Raw genomic sequence first — 21964 nt, 5'->3', positions numbered from 1 at the left:
GTGATCTTCGCTACGCTCCGCGACGATGAGATCTCCGGTCTGGGTGTCGATCACGGCCACGTGGTTGCTGGTCCTGATGGGACTGCTCACGAACGTCGTCACCGGTGATGATCTCCCGGACTTCCTGAAGCCGGTCGAGCCCTGGAAGTGGCAGGTGTGGATCGCGGGCGCGCTCGCCCTGACGCTGGTCGAGCTGAGGCGCAACCCCCGGGTCCGCGCGCGGCCGTTCGGCGGTTCGAAGCCGACGCCCCGCGACCGCGCGCGGGCGTCGCGGCGTTCCCGGCACCACGTCGACAGCGTGCTGGCGGAGACGTTCACGGTGGTCGAGCCGCTCGACCTGGCCATGCGCACGGGCGACGCGGACCTGCCGGACCAGTCGCTGGTCACCGCGTTCGACTGGGACGAGTCGCTGCTGGTCCTGGGCGCGGCGGGCTCCGGCAAGAGCACCGAGCTGCTGCGGCTGGCCTCGACCTTGCTGGACCGGGCCGACGAGAGCGCGCCGATCCCCCTGGTGCTGTCCCTGGGTGGCTGGGGACGCAGGCGACAGCGGCAGCGGCTGCGCGACCTGTTGCGGCGTCAGGCTTCCGGCTCGGGTACGGAACCTCAGCCGCTGCTGGACTGGCTGCTCAACCAGGCGCGGCAGCGCTACGGGGTCGAGCCGGACATCGTGCGCGCCTGGATGGGTGATCGTTCGGTGGTGCTGATCCTGGACGGCTTGGACGAGATCCAGCCGGAGCTGCGCCCGCGAGCGGTCAAGGCGGTCAACGATCTCGTCGGTGCGGGCGTCCCACCGCCGCTGGTCGTGTCCTGCCGCGACACCGAGTACGCCAGCCTGCCGAATCCCTTGCTGCTGCGCCGAACCGCGCTCGTCGAACCGCTGACGGCCGAACAGGTCGAGGAGGTGCTGGAGGGACACCCGCTGCTGGCCGACGAGGAGTTCCGCGCGCTCCTCACCGCCCCGCTGTGGTTGCGCATCGTCAAGCAGGTCCCGGTTCGCCTGGACACCGGGCTCGGCCTGGTCCAGGTGCGGGAGCAGCTGCTCGACGCCTACCTCACCGAACTGCTCGACCGGCGCGACGCGGCCGACCGGGCGAAGGTGCTGCGCACGGTCAGCCTGCTGACCCGGGTCGCCTCGTACACCCCCGACCCCGAGCGGATCGACCCCCGCACCCTGGGCGGCGTGCGGACCGTCGACCTGCCGGAGCTGACGCTGGCGATCCGGTCGTGGGTGGTTCCCACGGGCGTCGCCGCCGCGAGCGCGACCGGGATCGTCCTGCCGGTCACGCTGTTATTCGGCCCGATCACCGGTCTGGTCACGGCGCTGCTGAACGTCGTGGTCGTCATGAGCGCGCTCGGCTCGCTCAACAACTCCCCCGCCGGTTACGTGGTCGATCCCGTTGCCGTGCGGCGGTGGCGCGCACTCGCCGGACAGCTCGCGGGCCTGGTGCTGGGCGGCGCGCTCGGAGTGGCGTCCTCGTTCGGCGCGCACGCGCTGGCGAACGCGTCCTTCGGCACACAGGTGGCGGTCATCGTCCTCCCCGTCGTGGCGTCGGCGTACCTGTTCGCCGAACAGCGGTCGTGGTTCGTCCGCGTCGCCTCCGTCGTCGTGGCGGGTTTCGTCACGTATTGGCTGTGCGTCTGGTTCATCGCCAATGTGCCCGGGTTCACGGCCGGATGGATGATCGGCATGCTCGGCGGCGGCACCTGCGTCGGGATCGCGGCGATCTCCAGTCCGCTGCCGGAAGGTTCGGACAGCAGGCACCTCTACGAGTCCAGGACCGCGCGCCGGTCCATTCCGGTCGCGCTCGTCCTCGGTCTGGTCACCGTCGGGGTGGTCGTCGCGGTGGCGGCCCCGGGGAGCCACCCGTTCGTCATCGGGCCCATCAGCGGAATCCTCGGCGCGGGGACCTTCGGCTTGACCGTGCCCGCGGCCATCGGCGCCTTCACGGGGTGGCTGCTGGACATGCTCTCGGCGGGCATCGTCTTCCGGTGGACCGGGTTGCTGCCCTTCCGGTTGCGCCGGTTCCTGCGCGCGAGCGCTCGCAGGGGGCTCATCGTCCGGCACGACGACGGCTATCGGTTCCTGCATCCCGTGCTGCGTCAGCACATCGGCCGGATCGACGTCTTCGACGGCCGCGTCCCCACGCTCTCCGACACCGACGAACGGGACCGAGCCCTCGACCGGGTGCGCGAGTACCTCGCTCAACGCAGGTCCGATCCGCCCTACCGCTGCGCGCAGTCGCTGAACCGCTTCAACGCCAACGGTGATCTGCGGCGATACCTGGGCCCGGACGCTGCGGTCACCGCCTTCACCGACACGGGCAACCGGTTGCTGTTCCTGGGCCCGCCGGGGTCCGGCTCCACCACCTTGTTGCTGGAGCTGGCCGACGACCTCGCGGAACGAGCCGCGCACGAGCGCGAGCCGATCCCGGTGCTACTCGACCTGGGCACGCTGCCGAACTGGTCAGGGCGCACGGGGATCATCCGCCCGCTGACGGCCTGGCTGGCGCACCAGCTGGGTGAGCGCTACGGCATCGGCGAGGAAACCGCGCTGCGGTGGCTGCACGAATGTCAGCTCACCATCCTGTTGGACGGACTCAACAAGATGGATTCCGGTGCGGCGGCATGGGTTTCGGGGATGCTTGAGGAGTTCCTGAATGCCTACCCGCACCTGGCGGTCGCGGTCGCGGGCAGGCCCGGCCCGATCGACCCGCCCGCGCAGCTGGCGCAGGTGCGGATCGACCCGCTCAGTCCCGACGAGGTGGAGCGCGCCCTTGTCGCGTCGGGCGTCGAGAACCCGGACCCGTTGTTGTGCGAACGGCTGGTGTGGGTCGGGCAACTGGGCCCCGCCGCCGCGGCGCGCAGCGTTCAGTCCTATGTGGACAGAAAGCTGCGTGGCCTTCCCGCCCTGGCTCAGCGGTGGCTTCGACACCTCGCACCGAGCACGGAGCTCACGCCCTACGCGGGTGGCGCGCTGGCCGAGGGGATCATGCTGCCCGCGTTGGTCCTGGCGGCGGGCCTCACACCGTGGCTGAACCCGGTGACCGGGTTGACGGCCGGGGTGGTCGTGGCCCTGGTGGTCCGGCCGACGCTGCCCGGACGCGTTGTCCGGCGGTTGCTCGGCGCGGCGGCCGGGCTCGCACTGGGCTTCCTGATCGGCTTCGCGGCGGTGGAGCTGGCCGAGGTCACCGATCGACTGCTGAGCGAGGTACCGGTGCTCGGGGAGATGGGCCCCGCGCTCGTTCCGGGCATGCTCTTCGGGGTCTCGTCCATCGCGCTCGAAGGACGGCGCCAGTGGCAGTTCGCCGTGTTCGTCGTCCTGGCCGTCTCGCTCGACGCGCTGCTCGCCACCGGCCACCAGTGGCCGTCGTTCTGGACCGTTCTCGTCGGGGTGTCCATCGGCTACGCGGAGGGTTGGCTGTTCACCGCCGCCGTCGCCGACATCAAACAGCTCCGCGGGCTCGTCGCCGCCTGGGTCGGGGTGCGGCCGTGGCGGCACGAGCGGTTCGTGCGGGAGCTGGTCGCGCGCGGGCTCGTCGTGGTGACTCCGACCGGCCCCGAGGTCAGCGATCCGATCGTCGCCGCCGCCGTCCGCACCGCCTAGCCCGCCTCCTTCAAGTCCCCCGCACTCCGCCCACCAAGTAAACTCTGTCCCATGCCCCACACGCGCCCGTCCACCCCATCCCCCGCGGGCGCCGTCTAGAGAACCCCGTTTCGTACTCATAACGGGAAAAAGAGCGCTCCAAAAACCCGTTTTGAGTACGAAACGGGATTTGGGCTGCCCAGCTGATGTTGGGGGGGAGGGTCCGGGGGGTGTGCGGTTGTTGGGGAGCGCTTGCGGGATGTGGGCTAGACGGCGGCGAGGACCTTGGCCAGCAAGGTGAACAGCCGCTCCTGCTCCCGTCCGGTGAGCGCGTCCAGCGGCATCCGGGCCGCGGCGTTCTTGATCAGCCGGGTGCGCAGCCTGCGCCCGGCCGGGGTGAGCACCAGGGTTCGGAACCGGCGGTCGGCCGGGAACGCGACGCGGCGCGCCAGGCCGAGGCGTTCCAGCTTGCCGCCGATGAGGCTCAGTGAGCCGCGGTCGAAACGCATCAGCTCGGCGTAGTCGCCGATGATCTTCGGCGGTGCCTTCGGGTCGACCATCCACAACAGCCGGACCTCGGACTCGGTCAGCCCGCTGTCCGACTCCGCCACCACGTCCCTGGCCACCGAGGCGACCAGGGCGCCCAGCATGACGGCGCGTTCCGCCGTCGAGGTGTTCCTGCCCATCCGCCAAGGGTATTGGGCTCCGCTCCGGCAGTCACAGGACGGTAGGCGTGTGGTCGCGTCCACCGGTGTCCAAGGGATCTGATCAGCCGTTCAGGGGTGTTCGCGCGGAAACCTGTCGTTGACACTGTGCTGACTCGCGGTGCCGCCCGGCTCAGACAGGATGTGGACCCATGACCCGAGCCGTGCGTTCCCCTGTCACCACGAGCGCGCTGTTCGACGGGTACCTCAATCCGACGCGTCCGCACGCCGGTGCCTACGACGAGATGTTCGCCGCGGACTTCGGCATCCGGGCCGCTTACAAGACCCTGTACGAGTCCATCGCGCCGACGGAGATCTCCGACCTCGGGGCGCGGGCGGAGGCGCTGGGCCGGGCGTTCGTGGACCAGGGCATCACGTTCTCCCTGTCCGGCCAGGAACGGCCGTTCCCGCTGGACCTGATCCCGCGGGTGATCACCGCCTCGGAGTGGGCGAAGCTCGAACGCGGGATCGTGCAACGGGTGCGCGCTCTGGAGGCGTTCCTCGCCGACATCTACGGCGACGCGCAGATCCTGCGGGACGGGGTGCTGCCGCGCAGGCTGATCGCCTCCTGCGAGCACTTCCACCGGGAGGCGTTCGGGATCTCCCCGCCGAACGGGGTGCGGCTGCACGTCTCCGGGATCGACCTGGTGCGCGACGAGCAGGGCGTGTTCCGGGTGCTGGAGGACAACGTGCGCTGCCCGTCCGGGGTGTCGTACGTGATGGAGAACCGCCGCACCATGGCTCGCGTGTTCCCGGATCTCTTCGCGCGGCACCGGGTCCGGCCGGTCTCCGACTACGCCGTGCACCTGCTGCGCGCGCTGCGGGCCTCGGCCGCGCCCAATGCCGCCGATCCCACGGTCGTGGTGCTCACGCCGGGTGTGCACAACTCCGCGTACTTCGAGCACTCGTTGCTGGCGCGGCAGATGGGCGTGGAGCTGGTGGAGGGCCGCGACCTGTTCTGCCGGGACAACGTCGTCTACCTGCGCACCACCGAGGGCGAGCGGCAGATCGACGTGATCTACCGGCGGCTGGACGACGACTTCCTCGATCCGGTGCACTTCCGGCCGGACTCGGTGCTCGGGGTGGCCGGGCTGATCAACGCCGCGCGCTCGGGCAACGTGGTGATCGCCAACGCGGTGGGCAACGGCGTCGCCGACGACAAGCTCGTCTACACATACGTTCCGGAGATCGTCAAGTACTACCTCGACGAGAAACCCTTGCTGCCCAACGTGGACACCTACCGGTGCTGGCTGCCGGACGAGCGGGCGTTCGTGCTCGACCGCCTGGACGAGCTGGTGGTCAAGCCGGTCGAGGGTTCGGGCGGCTACGGGATCGTGTTCGGCCCCAACGCCTCCCGCTCCGAGCTGGCCACGATGCGCAGGCGGGTGCGGAAGAACCCGCGCGGGTGGATCGCGCAGCCCGTCGTGCAACTGTCCACTGTGCCCACCAAGATCGGTGATCGGCTGGCCCCGCGGCACGTCGACCTGCGGCCGTTCGCGGTCAACGACGGCGAGAACGTGTTCGTGCTGCCCGGCGGCCTGACCCGGGTGGCGTTGCCGGAGGGCAGCCTCGTGGTGAACTCCTCGCAGGGCGGCGGTTCGAAGGACACGTGGGTGCTGGCGTCGCGTTCGTCCACCGCGGAACGCGAACTCGGCGATCCCGGGCTCGTCAGCTCGCACGCCGTGGACGGCCGGGTAACCGAGCAGGGCCCGGAACTGACTGCGGCGCAACAACAACAGCAGTAGCGACGAGAGGAGGAAGCCGTGCTGGCCCGCAACGCGGAATCGCTGTACTGGATCGGCCGCTACGTCGAACGCGCCGATGACACCGCCCGCATCCTCGATGTCTCTGTGCACCAGTTGCTGGAGGACGCCACGGTCGACCCGGACGCGACGAGCCGCCAACTGCTCGGCGTCCTGGGCATCGCACCGCCGGAGGACCTGTCGCTGGACGCGTGGTCGCTGACCGAGCTGGTCGCCTACTCCCCCGACCAGATCGGGTCGATCACCGCGTCGCTGACCAGTGCGCGGGAGAACACCCGTGGCGCGCGCGAGGTCGTCTCCACCGAGATGTGGGAATGCCTCAACGCCACCTGGAACGCGATCAGCGAGCGGCAGCGCTATGCCCGTCGCGTCGGCCCGCACGCGTTCTTCTCGTTCATCGAGGAACGGGCGGCGATGTTCGCCGGGCTGGCCGACTCCACGATGAGCCGTGACGACGGCTGGCGGTTCCTCGTCCTGGGTCGTTCGGTGGAGCGCGTGGACATGGTGGTGCGGCTGCTGTTGTCCCGGGTCGGCGACAAGCTGTCCTCGCCGGGGTGGGTGACGGTGCTGCGCTCGGCGGGCGCCCAGGACACCTATCTGCGGACCTATCGCGGGGCGATCGACGCGGGCCGGGTGGTGCAGTTTCTGTTGCTGGACAGGCTTTTCCCGCGTTCGGTGTTCCACGCGCTGCGTCAGGCCGAGGCGTGCCTGGAGCAGCTGGACCAGCGGCCGAGCGTGCGCATCGGGGCGAAGGCCGAGGCGCTGCGGCTGCTCGGGCGGGCCCGCAGCGACCTGGAGTTCCTGCGGCCCGCCGACCTGCTGGAGGACCTGCCCAGCAGGCTGGGCGCGTTGCAGGACATGATCCACGAGGTCGGCGAGGCCGTGTCGTTGCAGTACTTCCACTCCGCGCCGTGGGTGGCGTGGAACAACGCGGAGGTGGTTTCGTGAGCTGGCGGGTGCGCGTGGTGCACAGCACCGGCTACCGCTACTCCGCGCCCGTCGTGCAGTCCTTCAACGAGGTGCGGCTGACCCCGCGCGGGGACCGGCGGCAGGAGGTAGTCGTCAACCGCGTCGAGACAACGCCCGCGACGCGCTCCTACCGCTACACCGACTACTGGCGCAACGTGGTGACCTCCTTCGACCTGCACGCCCCGCACACCGAGCTGAAGATCGTCGGCTCGTCGGTGGTGGAGACCGCGGCGGCGGGCGACGCGGTGACCACCGCGACCTGGAACCGGCTGCGGGCCGAGGACGTGGTGGACCGCTACACCGAGTACCTGGAGGCGACCCAGATCGTGCCCCGGCACCGCGAGCTGGCCGCGGTGGCCCGGGAGCTCCGCCGCGGGGCGAGCCCGGTCGACGCGGTGCTCGGCGTGGCCAACTGGGTGCACGAGCACCTGACCTACCAGCAGGGCCGGACGAGCGTGCGCAGCTCGGCGGTCGACGCGTGGCAGGCCGAGGAGGGCGTGTGCCAGGACTACGCGCACCTGAGCCTGTTGTTGTTGCGCTCCATGGGGATTCCGGCCCGTTACGTGTCCGGCTACCTGCACACCAACCCGGCCGGTGAGGTGCGGGAGACGGTCAAGGGCGAGAGCCACGCGTGGATCGAGGCGTGGACCGGCGGCTGGTGGGGCTACGACCCGACGAACGCGATCCCGGTGGGGCACCGGCACATCTGGGTGGCGCTCGGCCGCGACTACGCCGATGTGGCGCCGCTGAAGGGAATCTACTCCGGCGGAGCGGCCTCCGCGTTGGAGGTTGACGTGGAGATCACCCGCCTGGCGTAAACCGCGAACGCCCTGAACGAGTCATTGGGGGCGTTAGATTCCCTCAATGACTCATTCAGGGCACATCCGGGACCGGGTGCGGGAGCTCCTGGCCGCCCACGATCCCGGGAGCACCGACCGGCTGGAGTTCCTGCGCGCCCGGTTCGACGCGGGGCTGGCGTGGGTGCACTACCCCGTCGGACTCGGCGGGCTCGCCGCGCCCAGGGAGCTGCAACAGGTCGTCGACGCCGAGCTGGACGAGGCCGGGGCGCCGGACAACGACCCGCTGCGGATCGGCATCGGGCTGGGCATGGCCGCGCCGACGATCCTCACCTACGGCACAGAGGAGCAGAAGAGCCGATTCCTCCGTCCACTGTGGACTGGCGAGGAGGTGTGGTGCCAGCTCTTCAGCGAGCCGGGCGCCGGATCGGACCTGGCCGCCCTGGGCACGCGGGCGGTGCGCGACGGGGACGACTGGGTGGTGACCGGTCAGAAGGTGTGGACCTCCAGCGCGCACACCGCGCGCTGGGCGATCCTGCTCGCCCGCACCGACCCCGACCTGCCGAAGCACCAGGGCATCACGTACTTCGTCTGCGATATGACCGCGCCGGGCGTGGAGGTGCGGCCGCTGCGCCAGATCACCGGCGAGGCGGAGTTCAACGAGGTCTTCCTCACCGACGTGCGGATTCCGGACGCGCACCGGCTCGGCGCCGTGGGCGAGGGCTGGAAGGTCGCGCGCACAACGCTGATGAACGAGCGCGTGGCGATCGGCGGCGCCGCGATCCCGCGCGAGGGCGGGATGATCGGCATCGTCGCGGACACGTGGCGGCAGCACCCCGAGCTGCGCACGCCGGAACTGCACGCGCGGCTGGTCAAGCTGTGGGCGCGGGCGGAGGCGCTGCGGCTGACCGGGGTCCGGCTGCGCCAGCAGCTCGCGGCGGGCGCCCCGGGGCCGGAGGGCTCCGGGATGAAGCTGGCCTTCGCCAGGCTCGCCCAGGACATCAGCGGTTTCGAGGTGGAGCTGATGGGCGAGGCCGGGCTGCGCTACGACGACTGGACGCTGTGCCGCCCGGACCAGGTCGACTTCACCGGGCGCGGTCCGGGCTACCGCTACCTGCGCGCGAAGGGCAACTCGATCGAGGGCGGCACCTCGGAGATCCTGCGCAACATCATCGCCGAGCGCGTCCTCGGCCTGCCGAGCGAACCGCGCTCCGACACCGGCCCGTGGAAGGACCTCCCGCGATGAACCTGCTCTACTCCGAGATCGAGGAAGACCTGCGGGCCAGCGTCCGCGCGGTGCTGACCGACCACTGCCCGCCCTCGGCGGTGCTGGCGCGCTTGGAATCCGACTCGCCGTGTGACATGGACCTGTGGCGAATCCTGGTCGAGCTGGGCGTGACGGGCTTGCACGTGCCGGAGGACCGCGGTGGCCAGGGGGCTTCGCTGCGGGAGACGGCTGTGGTGATGGAGGAGCTGGGCCGCTTCGTCGCTCCGGTGCCGTTCCTCGGGAGCACCGTGCTGGCGACGACCGCGCTGCTCGCCTGCGACTCCGACCTGGTGGGCTCGTTGGCGTCGGGCACCACAACCGGGGCACTCGCCGTTCCGCTGACCGCGGCGCCCGGATCTCCTTTTCCCGCAACGGTGTCCGCGTCGGCGGACGGCCTGCTCACGGGGCGGGTGACCTCAGTCGTCGACGCGCGGGCGGCCTCGCTGCTCGTGGTCCCGGTGGCCGGTCCGGCGTTGTACGCGGTGCGCGCCGACGCTCCCGGAGTCACGGTCACCGAGGTGGTGTCGCTGGACATGACGCGTCGCATCGCCGACGTGTCTCTGGCATCCACCCCAGGTGTCGTCATCGCATCGGGTGATCAAGCCACAGCCGCAGTGGAGGCGGCACTTCGGGCAGGGGCGGGGTTGCTGGCCTCGGAACAGGTCGGTATAGCGGAAACGTGCCTTGAGCAAACTGTCCGCCACGTCAAGGACCGTCACCAGTTCGGACGGGCGATCGGTTCGTTCCAGGCGATCAAGCACCGGCTGGCCGACCTGTGGCTGGAGCTGGTCTGCGCGCGGGCGACCGCACGGCACGCGGCCGACGCCCTGACGCGCCAGGCAGATGATGCCGATGTCGCAGTCGCGTTGGCCCAGTCGGAGTGCGCCGACCTCGCGGTGCACGCGGCGGAGGAGGCGGTCCAGCTGCACGGTGGGATCGGGATGACGTGGGAGCACCCCGCGCACCTTTCCCTCAAGCGGGCAAAGGTTAACCAGCTGGCTCTGGGAACACCCGGCGAACACCGGATGACACTGGGCCACATGGTCCATCTTCTGATGGACATACCGTCGCGAAGGTGAACGTGAGGCGTGGTTCAATGCGCGGCATGACCTCCAGGACCCTTCCCGAGGACCTCTTCCTGCTCGCCCTCGACGACGAGGACGGCAAGTTGCACTCGGGCGACGCTGTCGTGCTCGGCCTCGCCGGCGCCGAGCTCACCGAACTGGCCCTCGCGGACCGGATCGCGTTCGAAGACAAGAAGATCGTGGTCACCGACGCGAAGCCGGTCGGTGACGCCGCGCTGGACTCGGCGCTGGCCGGGCTGGTGGAGAAGGGCGAGCCCGTCAAGCCGGCCTCCTGGCTGAACAAGGCCAAGAAGCACACCCGCGACACCTACGCCGACCGCCTGTCGAACGCGGGCGTGATCGAGGACAACAGCAAGAAGGTCCTCGGTCTCATCCCCGTGCACCGCTTCCCCGTCAAGGACGCGGCCGCGAAGGCGGAGGTCAAGGCGCGCCTGGACAAGGTCGTGCTCGGTGGCGCGGAGGGCGATGACCGCGCCGCCGCGCTCGGTGCGCTGCTGCACGCGTGCAAGCTGGGCAAGCACGTCTACGGCGGGGACAGCGACGCCCGCGCCCGGCTGAAGGAGCTGGCCAGCGACGACATCGCCGCGAAGGGCGTCTCGCAGGCCCTCGCCGCGATCAACGCCGCCGTCACCGCGACCGTGGTCGCCGCCGTCGTCTCCAGCCAGGCCGCCAGCGGTCAGTAACCCCCGCACTCAGGAACACCGCACTCCGCTCCACCCGAAGGCGCCGTGCTCCTCGTGAGCCGGCGCCTTCGCCACGTCCGCCGGTCTTCAAGTACCGCGAACCCCCCTCGTTGATCACCGCTAACCGCCCCCAACCCCCGGCGAGGCGCCGGAGGTTGGGGGCGGTTAGCGACTGCTGAGAAGGGGGTCGGGGGTACTTGAAGACGCCCCAACTTCTGCGCGCTCAGGTGTTCTAGTGCGGAGTGCCGCAGCACACCTGCTGCTGCCATTCGGGGGTGTGCCACCAATGGGTGCGGTCGGAGTGCGAGTGGGAAACGGCGGGGTTGCGGAGGACGGCGGCGGGGGCCATGCGGGCGGCGGGGGTGGCGAAGGGCTTGAGGAGGTCCTCGACGGTGTGCAGGACGCCGCCGAGCATGACCTGGCGGACGGCGGCGGCGGCCCTGATGTCGGCGAGCGGGTTTCCGTCCACAAAGGACAGATCGGCCAGCGCGCCGCGGGCGACAACGCCGAGCCTGCCCTGGTGGCCCAGCCAGCGGGCGGTGTTGGCGGTCGCGGTGGTCAGCGCCTCGTGCGGGGTGAAGCCGTAGCGCACCATCGCGCGCAGGTTGGTGTGCAACGAGATCGCCGGGTTGTCCAGCGGCGCGTCGGTGCCGGCGATCACCATGCCGCCGCCGCGGTGGATGCGCAGCACCATGTCCACATTGGACTTCAGCAGTGCGCGGACCGCCTCGGCGGCGGGGAGCTTGGCGTCGTCGGCCTTCTTCACCAGGCGCTCGTACTCCCACGAGGGGTAGAGCGTCCTGGTGCGCCGGTCCTCCACCAGGGACCGGTCGTCGGCGTACATCACCGACGAGTTGAACAGCGTCGGCGTGATCGACATGCCGGACCGGACGAAGAGCGTGATCGCGTCGGCGTAGGCGCGGCCCAGCCGGGACACGGTGTGGGAGTAGCCGAGGCGGTTGGTGGCCCCGGTGTGCTCCATGCCGTCCATGCCGATGTGCTCGGCCGGGTAGAGGTAGTGCGAGGACAGCGGCATCCCGGCGCGGTGCGCGGCGTCGATCACCCGCTTCTGGTACTCCACGGGCAGCCGCACGTAGGTCTTGATCAGGTCGTACTGGAGTTCCCGCGCGCGCTCCAGCTCCAGGTCGAGCTGCGTGATCGACCGCGTGGGGCGCATGAAGTTGTAGTAGACGCGCGAGCCGTCGATCGCCTCGCCGGTGGCGAAGAACCGCGGTCCGACCTGTGCACCGGCGTCGAGCGCCTCGCGGGTTTCGAGCATCTGGTAGACGGGGTCGCCGGGAGAGCGCGTCGTGGTGATGCCGTAGGCCAGCCACGCCCGCCCCTGCCGGTCTCCCCACTGCCGTCCGCGCAGGTGCCAGTGGTTGTGCGAGTCGATCAGGCCGGGCATGACGGTCAGCTTCGAAGCGTCCACAGTGGCCCGTCCGGGCCGTGAGGGGACGATGCCGTCGATGCGGTTGCCGTCCACGATGATGTCGACGTTGCGCCGCAGCTCGCGTGACTGCCCGTCCCACAGCGCGCCCGCGCGGATGACGGCTTTTTCCTTGACCTCCGGGCGCTTCCAGGTGAGGTCGAGCGGGATCGTCGCCGGTCGGCCGCCCTTGATCGACTGACTGCGCAGGCGGCCGTTGTTCAGGTACAGCAACGCGTCCGAGCCGATCCACGCCAGCGAGTCGGTGACCTCGCGGGTGACCTGGCGGGCCGCACCGGTGAACTTGCCGCGCGCGTCGACCGGGACGATCCACGCGGTGGACTCGACGACGAACGCCAGGTGCTTGCCGTCCGGCGACCACACCGGCCCGTCGTCACCGCGCGCGGCGATGGACGCGAAGGGCATCGGCTCGGTGTAGGTGAGCGCGCCACTGGCCAGGTCGACGGTGAGGATCTGGCTGGTGCCCTCGCGGAAGCGCTTCGAGAACGGCTTCACCGCGGCGAGCGCGATCGTGTTGCCGTCCGGCGACCAGGTGATCCGGCCCGGCATGAACAGAGTCGGCGTGACCTGCTTCGGCGTACCACCAGCAGTGTCCACGATCCAGGCAGCACCATCGTGGTCCTGGTAAGCGATCCGCTTGCCGTCCGGGGAGAAGCGCGGGGTCAGCTGCGCTCCGGCGAGCCCGGTCAGCCTGCGCTCGCTGCCGCTGGCGAGATCGCGCACCCACAGATCGGCGTCGCCCGCGCGGTCGGAGGTGTAGACGAGGGACTTGCCGTCCGGGGCGAAGTCGGGGTCGGAGTTGAAGTAGCCGTCCGCGACGATCCGCTTCGGGTTGGCGTCCCCGATCGTCAACAGCCACAACGCGTTCAGCGCGCGGAAGGCGATCTGCTTGCCGTCCGCGGACACCACGGGCGAGGCGATTCCACGGGTCGCCTGGGCGCGCCGATCGGTGATGTCGCGGACGAACTGCCGGTAGACCCGGCGCGTGGTGACAGGGACCGACGCGGTGAACGCGATGTCGGCGGCGGTACCCCCGCTGAGCTTGCGGCGGCGGAGGTGGCCGTCCGCGGTGTAGAGCAGTTCGTCGGCCGACAGCCACGTGGCCGCGAAGCCGAACACGTCCTCACCGGAGGTGACGGCCTTCTCCCCCACCACGAGTTCGGCGACCGCGCCGGTGAGCCGCATGTACGACAGGGTCTTGCCGTCCGGGGCGAAGGCGGGCCCGTAGATCTTCGCCCCACCCGTGGCGGTGACCGCCCTGGTTACTGCGCCGGAGCCGATATCGAGGACGTCGATCGCCGCATCGTCCACTGTGTACGCGACGCGCTTGCCGTCCGGGGACCACGCGGGCGCGGCCTGCTCGGCGGCGGTGTCGCTGAGCGTGGTGATCTTCTTGTCGGCCAGGTCGAGCCGGAAAACGCCGTAGCTGCCGGTGTTTCCGCGATCCGAGGTGAACACGACGGATTTGCCGTCGGGCGCGAACCGGGGCTCGCGGTGGTCGTAGGTGCCGGTTGTCAGCTGTGTCAGCCCGCTGCCGTCCGGCCGGACTGTCCACAAGTGATAGTTACCGTCCCGATAGGACTGGAACACGATCCGGGAACCGTCCGGGGCGACGTGGGGCAGCGTGGCGTCGGCCAGGTCGTCGGTCAGCCGCCGCGCCGGACCGCCGTTCGCGCCCACCACCCAGATCGCCGTGACCAGGTCGAAGGCGATCAGCTTGCCGTCCGAGGAGGCGGACGCGCTGATGTTGGTGCCCTCGGTGAGATCGACCCTCGGCTTACCGCCCCGCTCGTCCTCGGCAGCGGCGTTGGCCGGGACGGCGGTCGCGCCGCCCAGCGCGGCCGCGGCCGCGACGACACCACTGCTGCGCAACAGGTCCCGGCGGTTCAGGTCGAAACTCATGGCTGGCGCCTCCCCGGACTACTTCACCGACCGGGCAAGCTTCGCACGCACCTCTGCCCCCCACATCGCCGCGCCGGCGCGCACCCGTTCGGAGCAGTCCGGCGCGGCGAACGGCTCACCTGCTGCCGAAGTTCTGGGTCCAGTACCTCGTGTACCGCGTGCCGGACTGGGAGACGTAGCCGACCCCGAGCTCGCGCAGCTTGCAGTTGAGGATGTTGCGGCGGTGGCCGGGGCTGTTCATCCACTCCCGCACGGTGGTCTCGGCGTCCCGGTAGCCCGCGGCGATGTTCTCCGCCCACGACCGGGCCTGGTAACCGGCGCGGGCGATGCGATGCCCCGGGTTGCTGCCGTCCTTGCCGGTGTGGCTGAAGTAGTTGTGCCGGGCCATGTCCTCGCTGTGCGCCTGCGCGGACGCGGCGAGCTGCGGGTTGGTCGTCAGCGCGGGGCAGCCTGCCGCGGCGCGGTGGCCGTTGGTCAGGTCGAGCACGCGCTGGGCTTCGGCCGCCGGGTCGGCCTGGGCGTGCGCGACGCCGGGCAGGAGCGTGGTGGCGAGCACCGCTCCGAGGGCTAACGCGGCAGAGCGGGATCGTGCGGTCATCTCAGAGCCTTCCGCCGTCCGGACTACAGGGACCGCCATGATCTCCATCACCCGTTAGTGTCACTACCCCCGATCGGACCCCCCACGTTTCGTGATTTTGAAGGCACGGATGGATGAGGTTCAGCCCGCGTAGACGTCCTCGACGTAGCGGTCAGTAGCGATCAACTCGTCCAGCCACCGCCGCGATCCCGCCGCGGAACGGGGCGAGGCCGGTGCCCGCGCTCACCTATCGCGTGACCCGCATGGTGAAGCGCTTCGACGTCCCGAACCGCACGGCACTCGTGGCGCGTGCGTTCACCCTCGGTCTGCTCCCTGCGTGATCGACGCTGTGCGCAGCCGCGCGAGGAGCAGGCACGGCACGGCGGCGGTGGCTTCGACCGCCGCGCTGGCCAGCATCACCGGCGTGGTGCCGAATTCTCCGGCGAGCCAACCGACCGCGGCCATGACCAGGGGTGTGACGCCCAGGGTGAGCAGGGCCTGCACGCTGCTCGTCCGCCCGCGGAACGCATCGTCGGTGTTGGCCTGGCTCAGCGATCCGCACAAGATGCCCAGCGGCCCGCCTAGCAGGCCGACCAGCGCGGTGGAGGCAACCGCGAGGCCGAGGTTCGGCGCGAGCGTGGCTCCCGCGATCCCCACGGCCTCCCCGCACGCGCACACGGCGATGCCGATGCCGATGTGGCTTCGGATACGAACTCGGAGCATGACGATCGAACCGATGGCCGCGCCGACGCCGAAGCCCGCGAGCAGGAACCCGATCCCCTGCGCGCCCCACCCGCGTTCCTCCGACAGCAGCGCCAGTCCGATGTTCATCGGTCCGACGAAGCCGATGTTGAACAGCAGCGTCACCAACATCAACGGCAGCAAGAGCTTGTGTGACAACAGGTATCGCAACCCGGCGCGCAACGCCACGCCGTAGGGCTCGCGCTGCTCGACGCGCTCGATCGGGCGCGGGGTCAGGGTGCGGATGGCCAACAGGGACACCACGAACGTCACCGCGTTGACCGCGCACGCCAGCGCGAGACCGCCCACGGTCACCAGCACTCCGCCGAGCGGGGCGCCGAGCATCAGCGCGGCTCGTACCCCGAGTTCCCGCAGCGCCGCCCCATCGGAGAGCTGCTCGGTCTCCAGCAGTCGCGGGCGCAGCGATCCGGCGGCGGGCATGAAGACCGCGTCCACGGCTCCGAAGATCAACGCGACCACCACCAACAGCCAGATTTCCGTTGCTGCCAAAGCGATTCCGGCGGCGACCAGCATGATCACCGCACGGAGGGCGTCACTGCCGACCATCAGGCGGCGCGCGTCGAAACGATCGGCGAGCGGGCCGCCGAGCACCATCAGCAACAGCCTCGGCACCGCCGACACCGCGAGGACGACACCAGCGACCCCGGGCGAGGCGAGCTGGACCGCGGCCCAGGACAGCGCGACGTACCAGATTTGGTCGCCCAGAACGGAAACGGCCTCGCCTGCGACATAGCGCCGGTACTGCGGGACGCGGTAGGCGGGAACGGCGACAGTCACGGTCTCTCCGGGAAGACGTGCAGGAACAGGAAGACGTGCTCGCGGCCGTCGTCGACGCCGCCCTTGCCGACCTGCGACCAGCGGATCAGCACTTCTTGGAGTTCTTCGCTCATCGCGCGCGTTTCTTCAGGGGTCAGGCGCAATCCGCCCTCGGTGGAGGTGGCCGCCTCGGCCCACTCGTCCGGCCAGTCGTCGCGTTCGCGTTCGTAGGCGCGCAACCGTTCCAGCTGGTCGGCGACCATCTGCGCCTTCACCGTGTCGGCGATGGCGCGGCCCTCCGGGTCGGTGAAGTCCAGGTGCGACCAGGACGTCGAGCCGGGGACCGCGCGCCACCACCGCTCCCGGCGATCGCGCGCCAGCTCCGGCGCCTCCTCGATGTAGCCGGTCCGGCCCAGCTCCCGCAGGTGGTAGCTGACCAGGCCGGGATCGGACTCGGTGCGCTTGGCCAGCGCTCCGGCGGTGGCCGGGCCGAGCTGGCACAGCAGCCGGTACAGCCGCCGTCGCAGCGGCTGCGCCAGGCCCTTCAGCACGTCCGGATCGGTGATCTTGCGGCGTTCGGTCACGGGCCGACGGTACATCCAGAAGAAAACTTCCGGAAGACTTCTTCTGGATTGCACCTCGTCGGATGATGATCTTGTCGGGGTGGTGGGGGAAGATGGCGGGGTGACCGCGTTGTGGGACTCGATCAGCGCTTATCTAGAGCACATGCAGGCGCGCAAGCTCGCCGCGAACTCGGTGCGCGCCTACCGCAGAGACCTGGAATCCGTCGCCTTCGACCTCGCCGTCGTCCTCGACCGCGAACCCGACGAGATCACCGTCGACGAGATCACCGCCGGGCCGCTGCGCTCGGCATTCGCCCGCTTCGCCGGGCCCCGCTCGGCCGCCTCCGTCACCCGCGCCTGGTCGACCTGGAACGGGTTCTTCGGCTTCCTCGTCATCGAGGGCGCCGCGGTCGGCAACCCCATGCAGGTCGTGCCCAAACCCCGCACACCGATGCGCGCGCCCAAACCGCTCCAGGGCGAGGACACCCCCGAACAGCTGCTCCGCCGCGTCGCCGAAGGTGCTCGCGCCGCGCGCAACCCCTGGCCGGAACGCGACCTGGCCGTGCTCGCCACCCTGCTGTGCACCGGGGTCCGGTCTGCGGAGCTGCTCGGCCTCACCGTCGCCTCCCTCGTCGGCCGCCCCGGCGAGCGCCGCATCCAGGTCAGCGGCAAGGGCGGCACCCGCCGCTCCGTCCCCATCGAGCGCCCGCTCGACGAGATCATCAACGCCTACCTGCACAGCCGCGGACTCCGCTTCGGCCTGCGCGTCCCCGGCGCCGCGCCGCTGTTCGTCGACCACCGCGACGAACCGCTGCGCCGCGGCGGGCTCCAGTACCTCGTCCGCACCTCGCTGCGCGCCGCGGGCGTCGGCGACCGGGTCCAGCGCGGCGCGCTCGTGCACGCGTTCCGGCACACCTTCGCCACCCGCCTCGCCGAGGACGGCGCCTCCGTGATCGAGATCGCCAAGCTCCTCGGCCACGCGTCGATCACCGCCAGCCAGAACTACATCGACGCCACCGCCCGCGAACAACGCATGGCCGCGGGCGCCAACCGCACCTACGCCGCCCTGGCCGAGGTCGCCGACTCGTCCTAGTGGCCATCGGAACTGCCTGGCCAGTGGCCCTGGGGTGGGGGTTTCCGCGCGGCGCAGGATCGGGGCGTGCTGATTCATCCGTGGGACGCCCCCATCGACGACGACCATTGGCGCGCGTGGTTGCGCGATGAGCACGACTTCGGCCAGCTCATCGCTCCTGGGCGTGATCGTGAGTTCCCGGTGGTCGTGCCTACGCACTTCGTGTTTCGGGACGATGCGATCCTGCTGCACCTCGCTCGTCCCAATCCGGTGTGGGCGGCGGTGGACGAGAATCCTCGTGTGTTGCTGACCGTGGTTGGGGACTATACGTATATTCGGTCTCATTGGAATGGACCGGTTTCTTCGGGTGTGCCGACGTCGTACTATGCGACGGTGCAGTTGGAGTGTGATGCTCGGGTTGTTGACTGTCCTTCAGAGAAGGCTTCTTTGTTGAATGCCCAGCTTGATCATTTTGAGCCTGGGAGTTCTCGGTGTCCTGTTTCTGCATCGGGGGTTGATGGGCGGTTGTTGCCTGGGATTCGGGGGCTTGTGTTGAGCGTTACGGGGGTTCGGGCGAAGTTCAAGTTCGGGGGGAACAAGTCGGTTGAGCATCGGGGGCGGGTGGCTTCGTTGTTGGTTGAGCGGGGTGATGGGCATGATGCTGCTGTTGTTCGGCATCTTGCTGGCGGGTTTCCGGCGTGAGCGGGCTGGGCTTCCAGCTTGCGCGGCTGGACTTCCAGCTCGCACCGGTACCAGCGGTGGGGTCGGCTTGACCTGGGGGCCCTTGCGCGTACCCTTGGGCCTCTCGGGGGCACGGGATGGAACCCCGGCCCTCGCGGGAAGCGTATGGCACGCGCACCCCAGGTAAAGCCGACCCTATTTCCAGCGGCGGCCCGCTTTCGCTGGAACTTGCTTTTCGGACGCCTGGCAATTCATCCTTTAGAGGCATGATCGTCTATTTGTTTGCGATAGAATGGGTGTATGCCCCTTGGGAAATATCTCGATGAGGTCGAAGATGCCGCTCGCGCGCTGGCACAGGCGCAAGCAGATCTCGCTCTCGCGTGCCGGAAGTACATGGATCAGGTGCCGGAATGGGACTACCAGTACATGGGTTCGGAGGTCGGTCCTCGGTTGGCGATGTCACGTCGGAAAGCTGACCGGATGCTGAGTCGAGGCTTTGAACTCACCGAGCGCCCTGCCGTGTTGCAGGCGATGGCCGAAGGCCGAGTCGACGAGGGCAAGGCCCTGCTGATCCTGGACCAGATCAGTGTCCTGTCCGAGATCCACAAGGCGATCGTGGAGGAAGACCTCCTGGCGTACGCGGAAACTCGCACCTACACCTCGGTACGCAGGCACGCGCAGACGGTGATCCACAAGCTCGACCCTGATGCCGCCCTGCGCCGCCACAAGAAGGCGACCAAGGAACGCGCGGTGGAGAAGCGCGACCTCGATGACGGCATGTCCTCGCTCCGCTTCCTGGTGCCCGCGCTGGAAGGTGTGTTGATCTACGACAGGATCGACAGGATCGCCCGAGCGTTGCCGAAGGATGACCGGACGTTGGACCAGAAGCGGGCCGATGTGGCGATGGATGTGTTGCTGGGTAAGGACACCGGAGCACCCCAAGGCGAGGTGCGCGTGTACCTCACGATGCCGGTCACCAGTGTCATCGACATGAACGACGACCCCGCCATCCTGCACGGATACGGACCCCTCCCGGCCGAGATCGCCCGCGATGTCATCGCCGGAGGGATCTGGAAGCGCATCCTCACCGACCCCGTCACGGGTATGGCCGAAGAAGTCAGCGATGTCTACCGACCGACCGCCAAGCAGCGGGAACTCATCACAGCCCGCTACCCCAGGTGCACCGCGATCGGGTGCCAGCAGCCCGCACACCGCTGTGACCTCGACCATTGCTGCCGCTACGACGGCACCAACACGACGGTGAAGAACCTGCGGCCCAAGTGCAGGCACCACCACCGGATGAAGCACAACACCACCTGGCGCTGCGAAAACCTGCCAGACGGACGCCACATGTGGACCACACCTAGCGGAGACGTCTACGAGACGGAACTGGAACCCATCGCCGGACCCGCACCCTTCTGAGCCCTGGACAGCGCGAGAACACTGTCTACCTATGAGCCTTCCACCGCGAAGCATCTACCACCGCCCTCCCGGACAGAGGATCACCGAGCGCCCACCGGTCGACGGGATTGCGCTGAGGCCGCTCGACGACAGTGACGACGCGGTACTGGGTCGACTCATGGAGCGCGCGTACGCGGGGACGATCGACGAAAGTCTCGGCGACAACAGCGATGGCGCGGTGGAGATCGCGGGCTGGCGGGAGCGCGCGGTCCCGGAGGCGAGCTTTGTGGCGATCAAAGACGACGGCGTGCCGGTCGCGGCCTCGCTGGTCGCAGAAGGAACAGACAACACGTACTGGATCGCTTACGTCATAACCGATCCCGGGTGGAAAGGACGTGGGCTCGGGACGGCGGTGGTGGCGGCCTCGCTTGGGGTACTGGACGACGCGGCGGTGTTCGCGGGGGTTACAGACGGGAACACGCCTTCGGAGCGGCTGCTCACATCGCTCGGGTTCGTCCGGACCGGACCGGCCTAGGGAAGCCGGTCGGGGCGGCTGTGGGGAGCGGCCAGCCAGCGGACCACGGAATCGGTGTCGCCCTCGGAGAACACGCGGCCGCGCAGCCGTTCGTGCACGCGGGCCCGAAGCTCCACCACACCGGGCGCGGCCGAACGCGGCAGCAGCGGACCCCGGTACCGGTCCAGCAGCCCGCCGACCGAACCGGACGCCAAATCCTGTTCCAGGTCAAGGAAATCCGCACGCACGGGGCCAACGAGACGGTAAGGCTCAGATGCCAGGCGGTAGCCGAGAATCCGCCGCAAGCGGGCCATCTCCGCACGCACGGTCACGGTCTTCCCCTGCGGACCGTAGACCTCGCGCGCCAAACCCTCGGCGGTCAACCCGCCGGGCCACGCGCACAGGATCGAGAGCAGCTCGCTGTGCCGCATCGTCAGCTCGTGCGCGACACCATCGACCCGCAGCCAACCCCGATCGAGCCCGAGGCCGCCGAAGACCACGGCGGCGTCGATCTCGACCTCTTGTGCCATAACGAAAAAAGGACCGTTGACGGCCAGGCGCTCGATCACCACGGATCGACCGTCGGGCAGTACAGCGGTCCCCTCGCGCAACGGCTGGTACCACCGATCCGGTAACCATCCCACGGGATCGGCGAACACCACGCGGCCATCCGGCGTGACAACCGCGCTGTGGCTGCCGACGCGGTTGGCCAAGCGGCTCACGTAGCGGCGCTGCAACTCGGCGTGCTGCCGGTGCGCGTACTCCCGCAGCTGCGCCTCAGCCAACCGCGCGGTCGAGACGACCAAAGACAACGCCAGTCCCTCAGCACCGTCCAACGGTTCGGTCGTCAGGTCGAGGGCGCCGAGCACCGCACCGGTCATCGTGTCCCGGATCGGCGCCGCGGAGCACGTGTACCTCGTCGCCGCGGACAGGTAGTGCTCCGGACCGCGCACCTGGAAGGGCCGTCCCAACGCCAAAGTGGTGCCGACGCCACTGGTTCCGGCGGCATCCTCGCTCCACCGCGCGCCCGGCACGAGGTTCACCTGTTCCGCGCGCCGCATGGTCGTGCGATCACCGTCGACCCACAACAGGTGCCCGGCGGCGTCGCTGAGGAACAGGATCCGCCCCGGACCGTCCAGCGACGTGCGCAGCGTCCGCTCCAACGTCGGCCACACCCGCGCCAGCGGATGTTCGCGCCGCAGCTCGAAAACAGCGTCCTCGGCCAGCGGAACCGGTGGCAGGTAGCGATCCGGGCGCACGCCGTTGCTGCGCGACCGGTCCCACGACGCTCGAACCGCCGGGCGGACCCCGCGCGGCTCAACACCACTCAGCGCCTGGTCCCGGGTCCGGGCCAGCCGCTTCCCCTCAGCGTCCATGGTCGCCTCGTCCCCGCAAGCGGATCTTCGGTCATCGGAGAACGTAGGTCGGCCCGCAC

At 69.7% G+C, this 21964-nt stretch carries 17 protein-coding genes; 11 read left to right on the top strand and 6 right to left on the bottom strand.

All coding sequences use genetic code 11. The features are described from left to right. Window positions 1-25 precede the first annotated feature (25 nt). On the top strand, window positions 26-3604 hold the full coding sequence (locus NLX83_RS34710) for an NACHT domain-containing protein (RefSeq protein WP_254239487.1): 3579 nt from the start codon (window positions 26-28) through the stop codon (window positions 3602-3604). A 245-nt stretch (window positions 3605-3849) separates the two neighbouring features. On the opposite strand, the gene NLX83_RS34705 is transcribed toward NLX83_RS34710, so the two are convergent. Beyond that, window positions 3850-4269, bottom strand: a complete 420-nt coding sequence (locus NLX83_RS34705; protein WP_254239486.1) for a MarR family winged helix-turn-helix transcriptional regulator — start codon at window positions 4267-4269, stop codon at window positions 3850-3852. 170 nt (window positions 4270-4439) lie between these two features. On the opposite strand from NLX83_RS34705, the gene NLX83_RS34700 reads away from it, so the two are divergent. Genes NLX83_RS34700 through NLX83_RS34675 form a run of 6 tightly spaced genes read left to right on the top strand, consistent with a single transcriptional unit; the run spans window position 4440 to window position 10851 of the window. Beyond that, complete coding sequence (locus NLX83_RS34700; protein ID WP_254239485.1) at window positions 4440-6032, top strand: circularly permuted type 2 ATP-grasp protein; 1593 nt, start codon at window positions 4440-4442, stop codon at window positions 6030-6032. Between the two features lie 18 nt (window positions 6033-6050). Beyond that, complete coding sequence (locus NLX83_RS34695; protein WP_254239484.1) at window positions 6051-6998, top strand: alpha-E domain-containing protein; 948 nt, start codon at window positions 6051-6053, stop codon at window positions 6996-6998. Next, window positions 6995-7837, top strand: a complete 843-nt coding sequence (locus tag NLX83_RS42135; RefSeq protein ID WP_254239483.1) for a transglutaminase family protein — start codon at window positions 6995-6997, stop codon at window positions 7835-7837. The genes NLX83_RS34695 and NLX83_RS42135 overlap by 4 nt, the downstream gene beginning before the upstream one ends. Window positions 7838-7883: 46 nt before the next feature. Beyond that, window positions 7884-9062, top strand: coding sequence for an acyl-CoA dehydrogenase family protein (locus NLX83_RS34685; RefSeq protein WP_254239482.1), 1179 nt, complete (start codon window positions 7884-7886; stop codon window positions 9060-9062). Beyond that, the gene (locus tag NLX83_RS34680; RefSeq protein ID WP_254239481.1) at window positions 9059-10162 is read left to right on the top strand and encodes an acyl-CoA dehydrogenase family protein; all 1104 of its coding nucleotides are present in this window, start codon (window positions 9059-9061) and stop codon (window positions 10160-10162) included. Before NLX83_RS34685 ends, NLX83_RS34680 begins: the two co-directional genes overlap by 4 nt. Before the next feature lie 26 nt (window positions 10163-10188). Beyond that, complete coding sequence (locus NLX83_RS34675; protein ID WP_254239480.1) at window positions 10189-10851, top strand: GOLPH3/VPS74 family protein; 663 nt, start codon at window positions 10189-10191, stop codon at window positions 10849-10851. A 232-nt stretch (window positions 10852-11083) separates the two neighbouring features. Here NLX83_RS34675 and NLX83_RS34670 read toward each other — a convergent pair whose 3' ends face one another. The 4 genes from NLX83_RS34670 to NLX83_RS34655 all read right to left on the bottom strand — a co-directional run bounded on the left by NLX83_RS34670 (window position 11084) and on the right by NLX83_RS34655 (window position 16882). After that, entirely contained in the window at window positions 11084-14203 is a 3120-nt protein-coding gene (locus NLX83_RS34670; protein WP_254239479.1) for an amidohydrolase family protein, read from the bottom strand. A 115-nt stretch (window positions 14204-14318) separates the two neighbouring features. Next, a complete protein-coding gene (locus NLX83_RS34665; RefSeq protein WP_254239478.1) occupies window positions 14319-14801 on the bottom strand; it encodes a CAP domain-containing protein in 483 nt (160 codons plus the stop codon). A 294-nt stretch (window positions 14802-15095) separates the two neighbouring features. Continuing rightward, the gene (locus NLX83_RS34660; RefSeq protein WP_254239477.1) at window positions 15096-16319 is read right to left on the bottom strand and encodes an MFS transporter; all 1224 of its coding nucleotides are present in this window, start codon (window positions 16317-16319) and stop codon (window positions 15096-15098) included. Beyond that, window positions 16316-16882, bottom strand: a complete 567-nt coding sequence (locus tag NLX83_RS34655) for a winged helix-turn-helix domain-containing protein (RefSeq protein ID WP_254239476.1) — start codon at window positions 16880-16882, stop codon at window positions 16316-16318. The genes NLX83_RS34660 and NLX83_RS34655 overlap by 4 nt, the downstream gene beginning before the upstream one ends. A 100-nt stretch (window positions 16883-16982) precedes the next feature. On the opposite strand from NLX83_RS34655, the gene NLX83_RS34650 reads away from it, so the two are divergent. The 4 genes from NLX83_RS34650 (at window position 16983) to NLX83_RS34635 (ending at window position 20550) form a co-directional block, all read left to right on the top strand. Further along, complete coding sequence (locus NLX83_RS34650) at window positions 16983-17954, top strand: tyrosine-type recombinase/integrase (RefSeq protein WP_308209428.1); 972 nt, start codon at window positions 16983-16985, stop codon at window positions 17952-17954. 66 nt (window positions 17955-18020) lie between these two features. Then, window positions 18021-18635 (top strand): FMN-binding negative transcriptional regulator, encoded by a 615-nt coding sequence (locus NLX83_RS34645; RefSeq protein WP_254239475.1) that lies wholly within the window; start codon window positions 18021-18023, stop codon window positions 18633-18635. 279 nt (window positions 18636-18914) lie between these two features. Further along, the gene (locus NLX83_RS34640) at window positions 18915-20036 is read left to right on the top strand and encodes an HNH endonuclease signature motif containing protein (RefSeq protein ID WP_254239474.1); all 1122 of its coding nucleotides are present in this window, start codon (window positions 18915-18917) and stop codon (window positions 20034-20036) included. A 31-nt stretch (window positions 20037-20067) separates the two neighbouring features. Further along, window positions 20068-20550 carry a GNAT family N-acetyltransferase gene (locus NLX83_RS34635; protein WP_254239473.1) on the top strand — a complete coding sequence of 161 codons (483 nt, stop codon included), beginning with the start codon at window positions 20068-20070 and terminating at the stop codon, window positions 20548-20550. Here the strand turns inward: NLX83_RS34635 and NLX83_RS34630 are convergent. Continuing rightward, a complete protein-coding gene (locus NLX83_RS34630; protein ID WP_254239472.1) occupies window positions 20547-21905 on the bottom strand; it encodes a GAF domain-containing protein in 1359 nt (452 codons plus the stop codon). The two genes, NLX83_RS34635 and NLX83_RS34630, sit on opposite strands and share 4 nt — an antisense overlap. Window positions 21906-21964: the final 59 nt, after the last annotated feature.

Origin of the sequence: Allokutzneria sp. A3M-2-11 16, from assembly GCF_024213555.1 — a bacterium.
Lineage (GTDB): Bacteria > Actinomycetota > Actinomycetes > Mycobacteriales > Pseudonocardiaceae > Allokutzneria.
The sequence above is the reverse complement of the archived record's forward strand: the minus strand, read 5'-3'. Positions and strand labels throughout refer to the sequence as shown.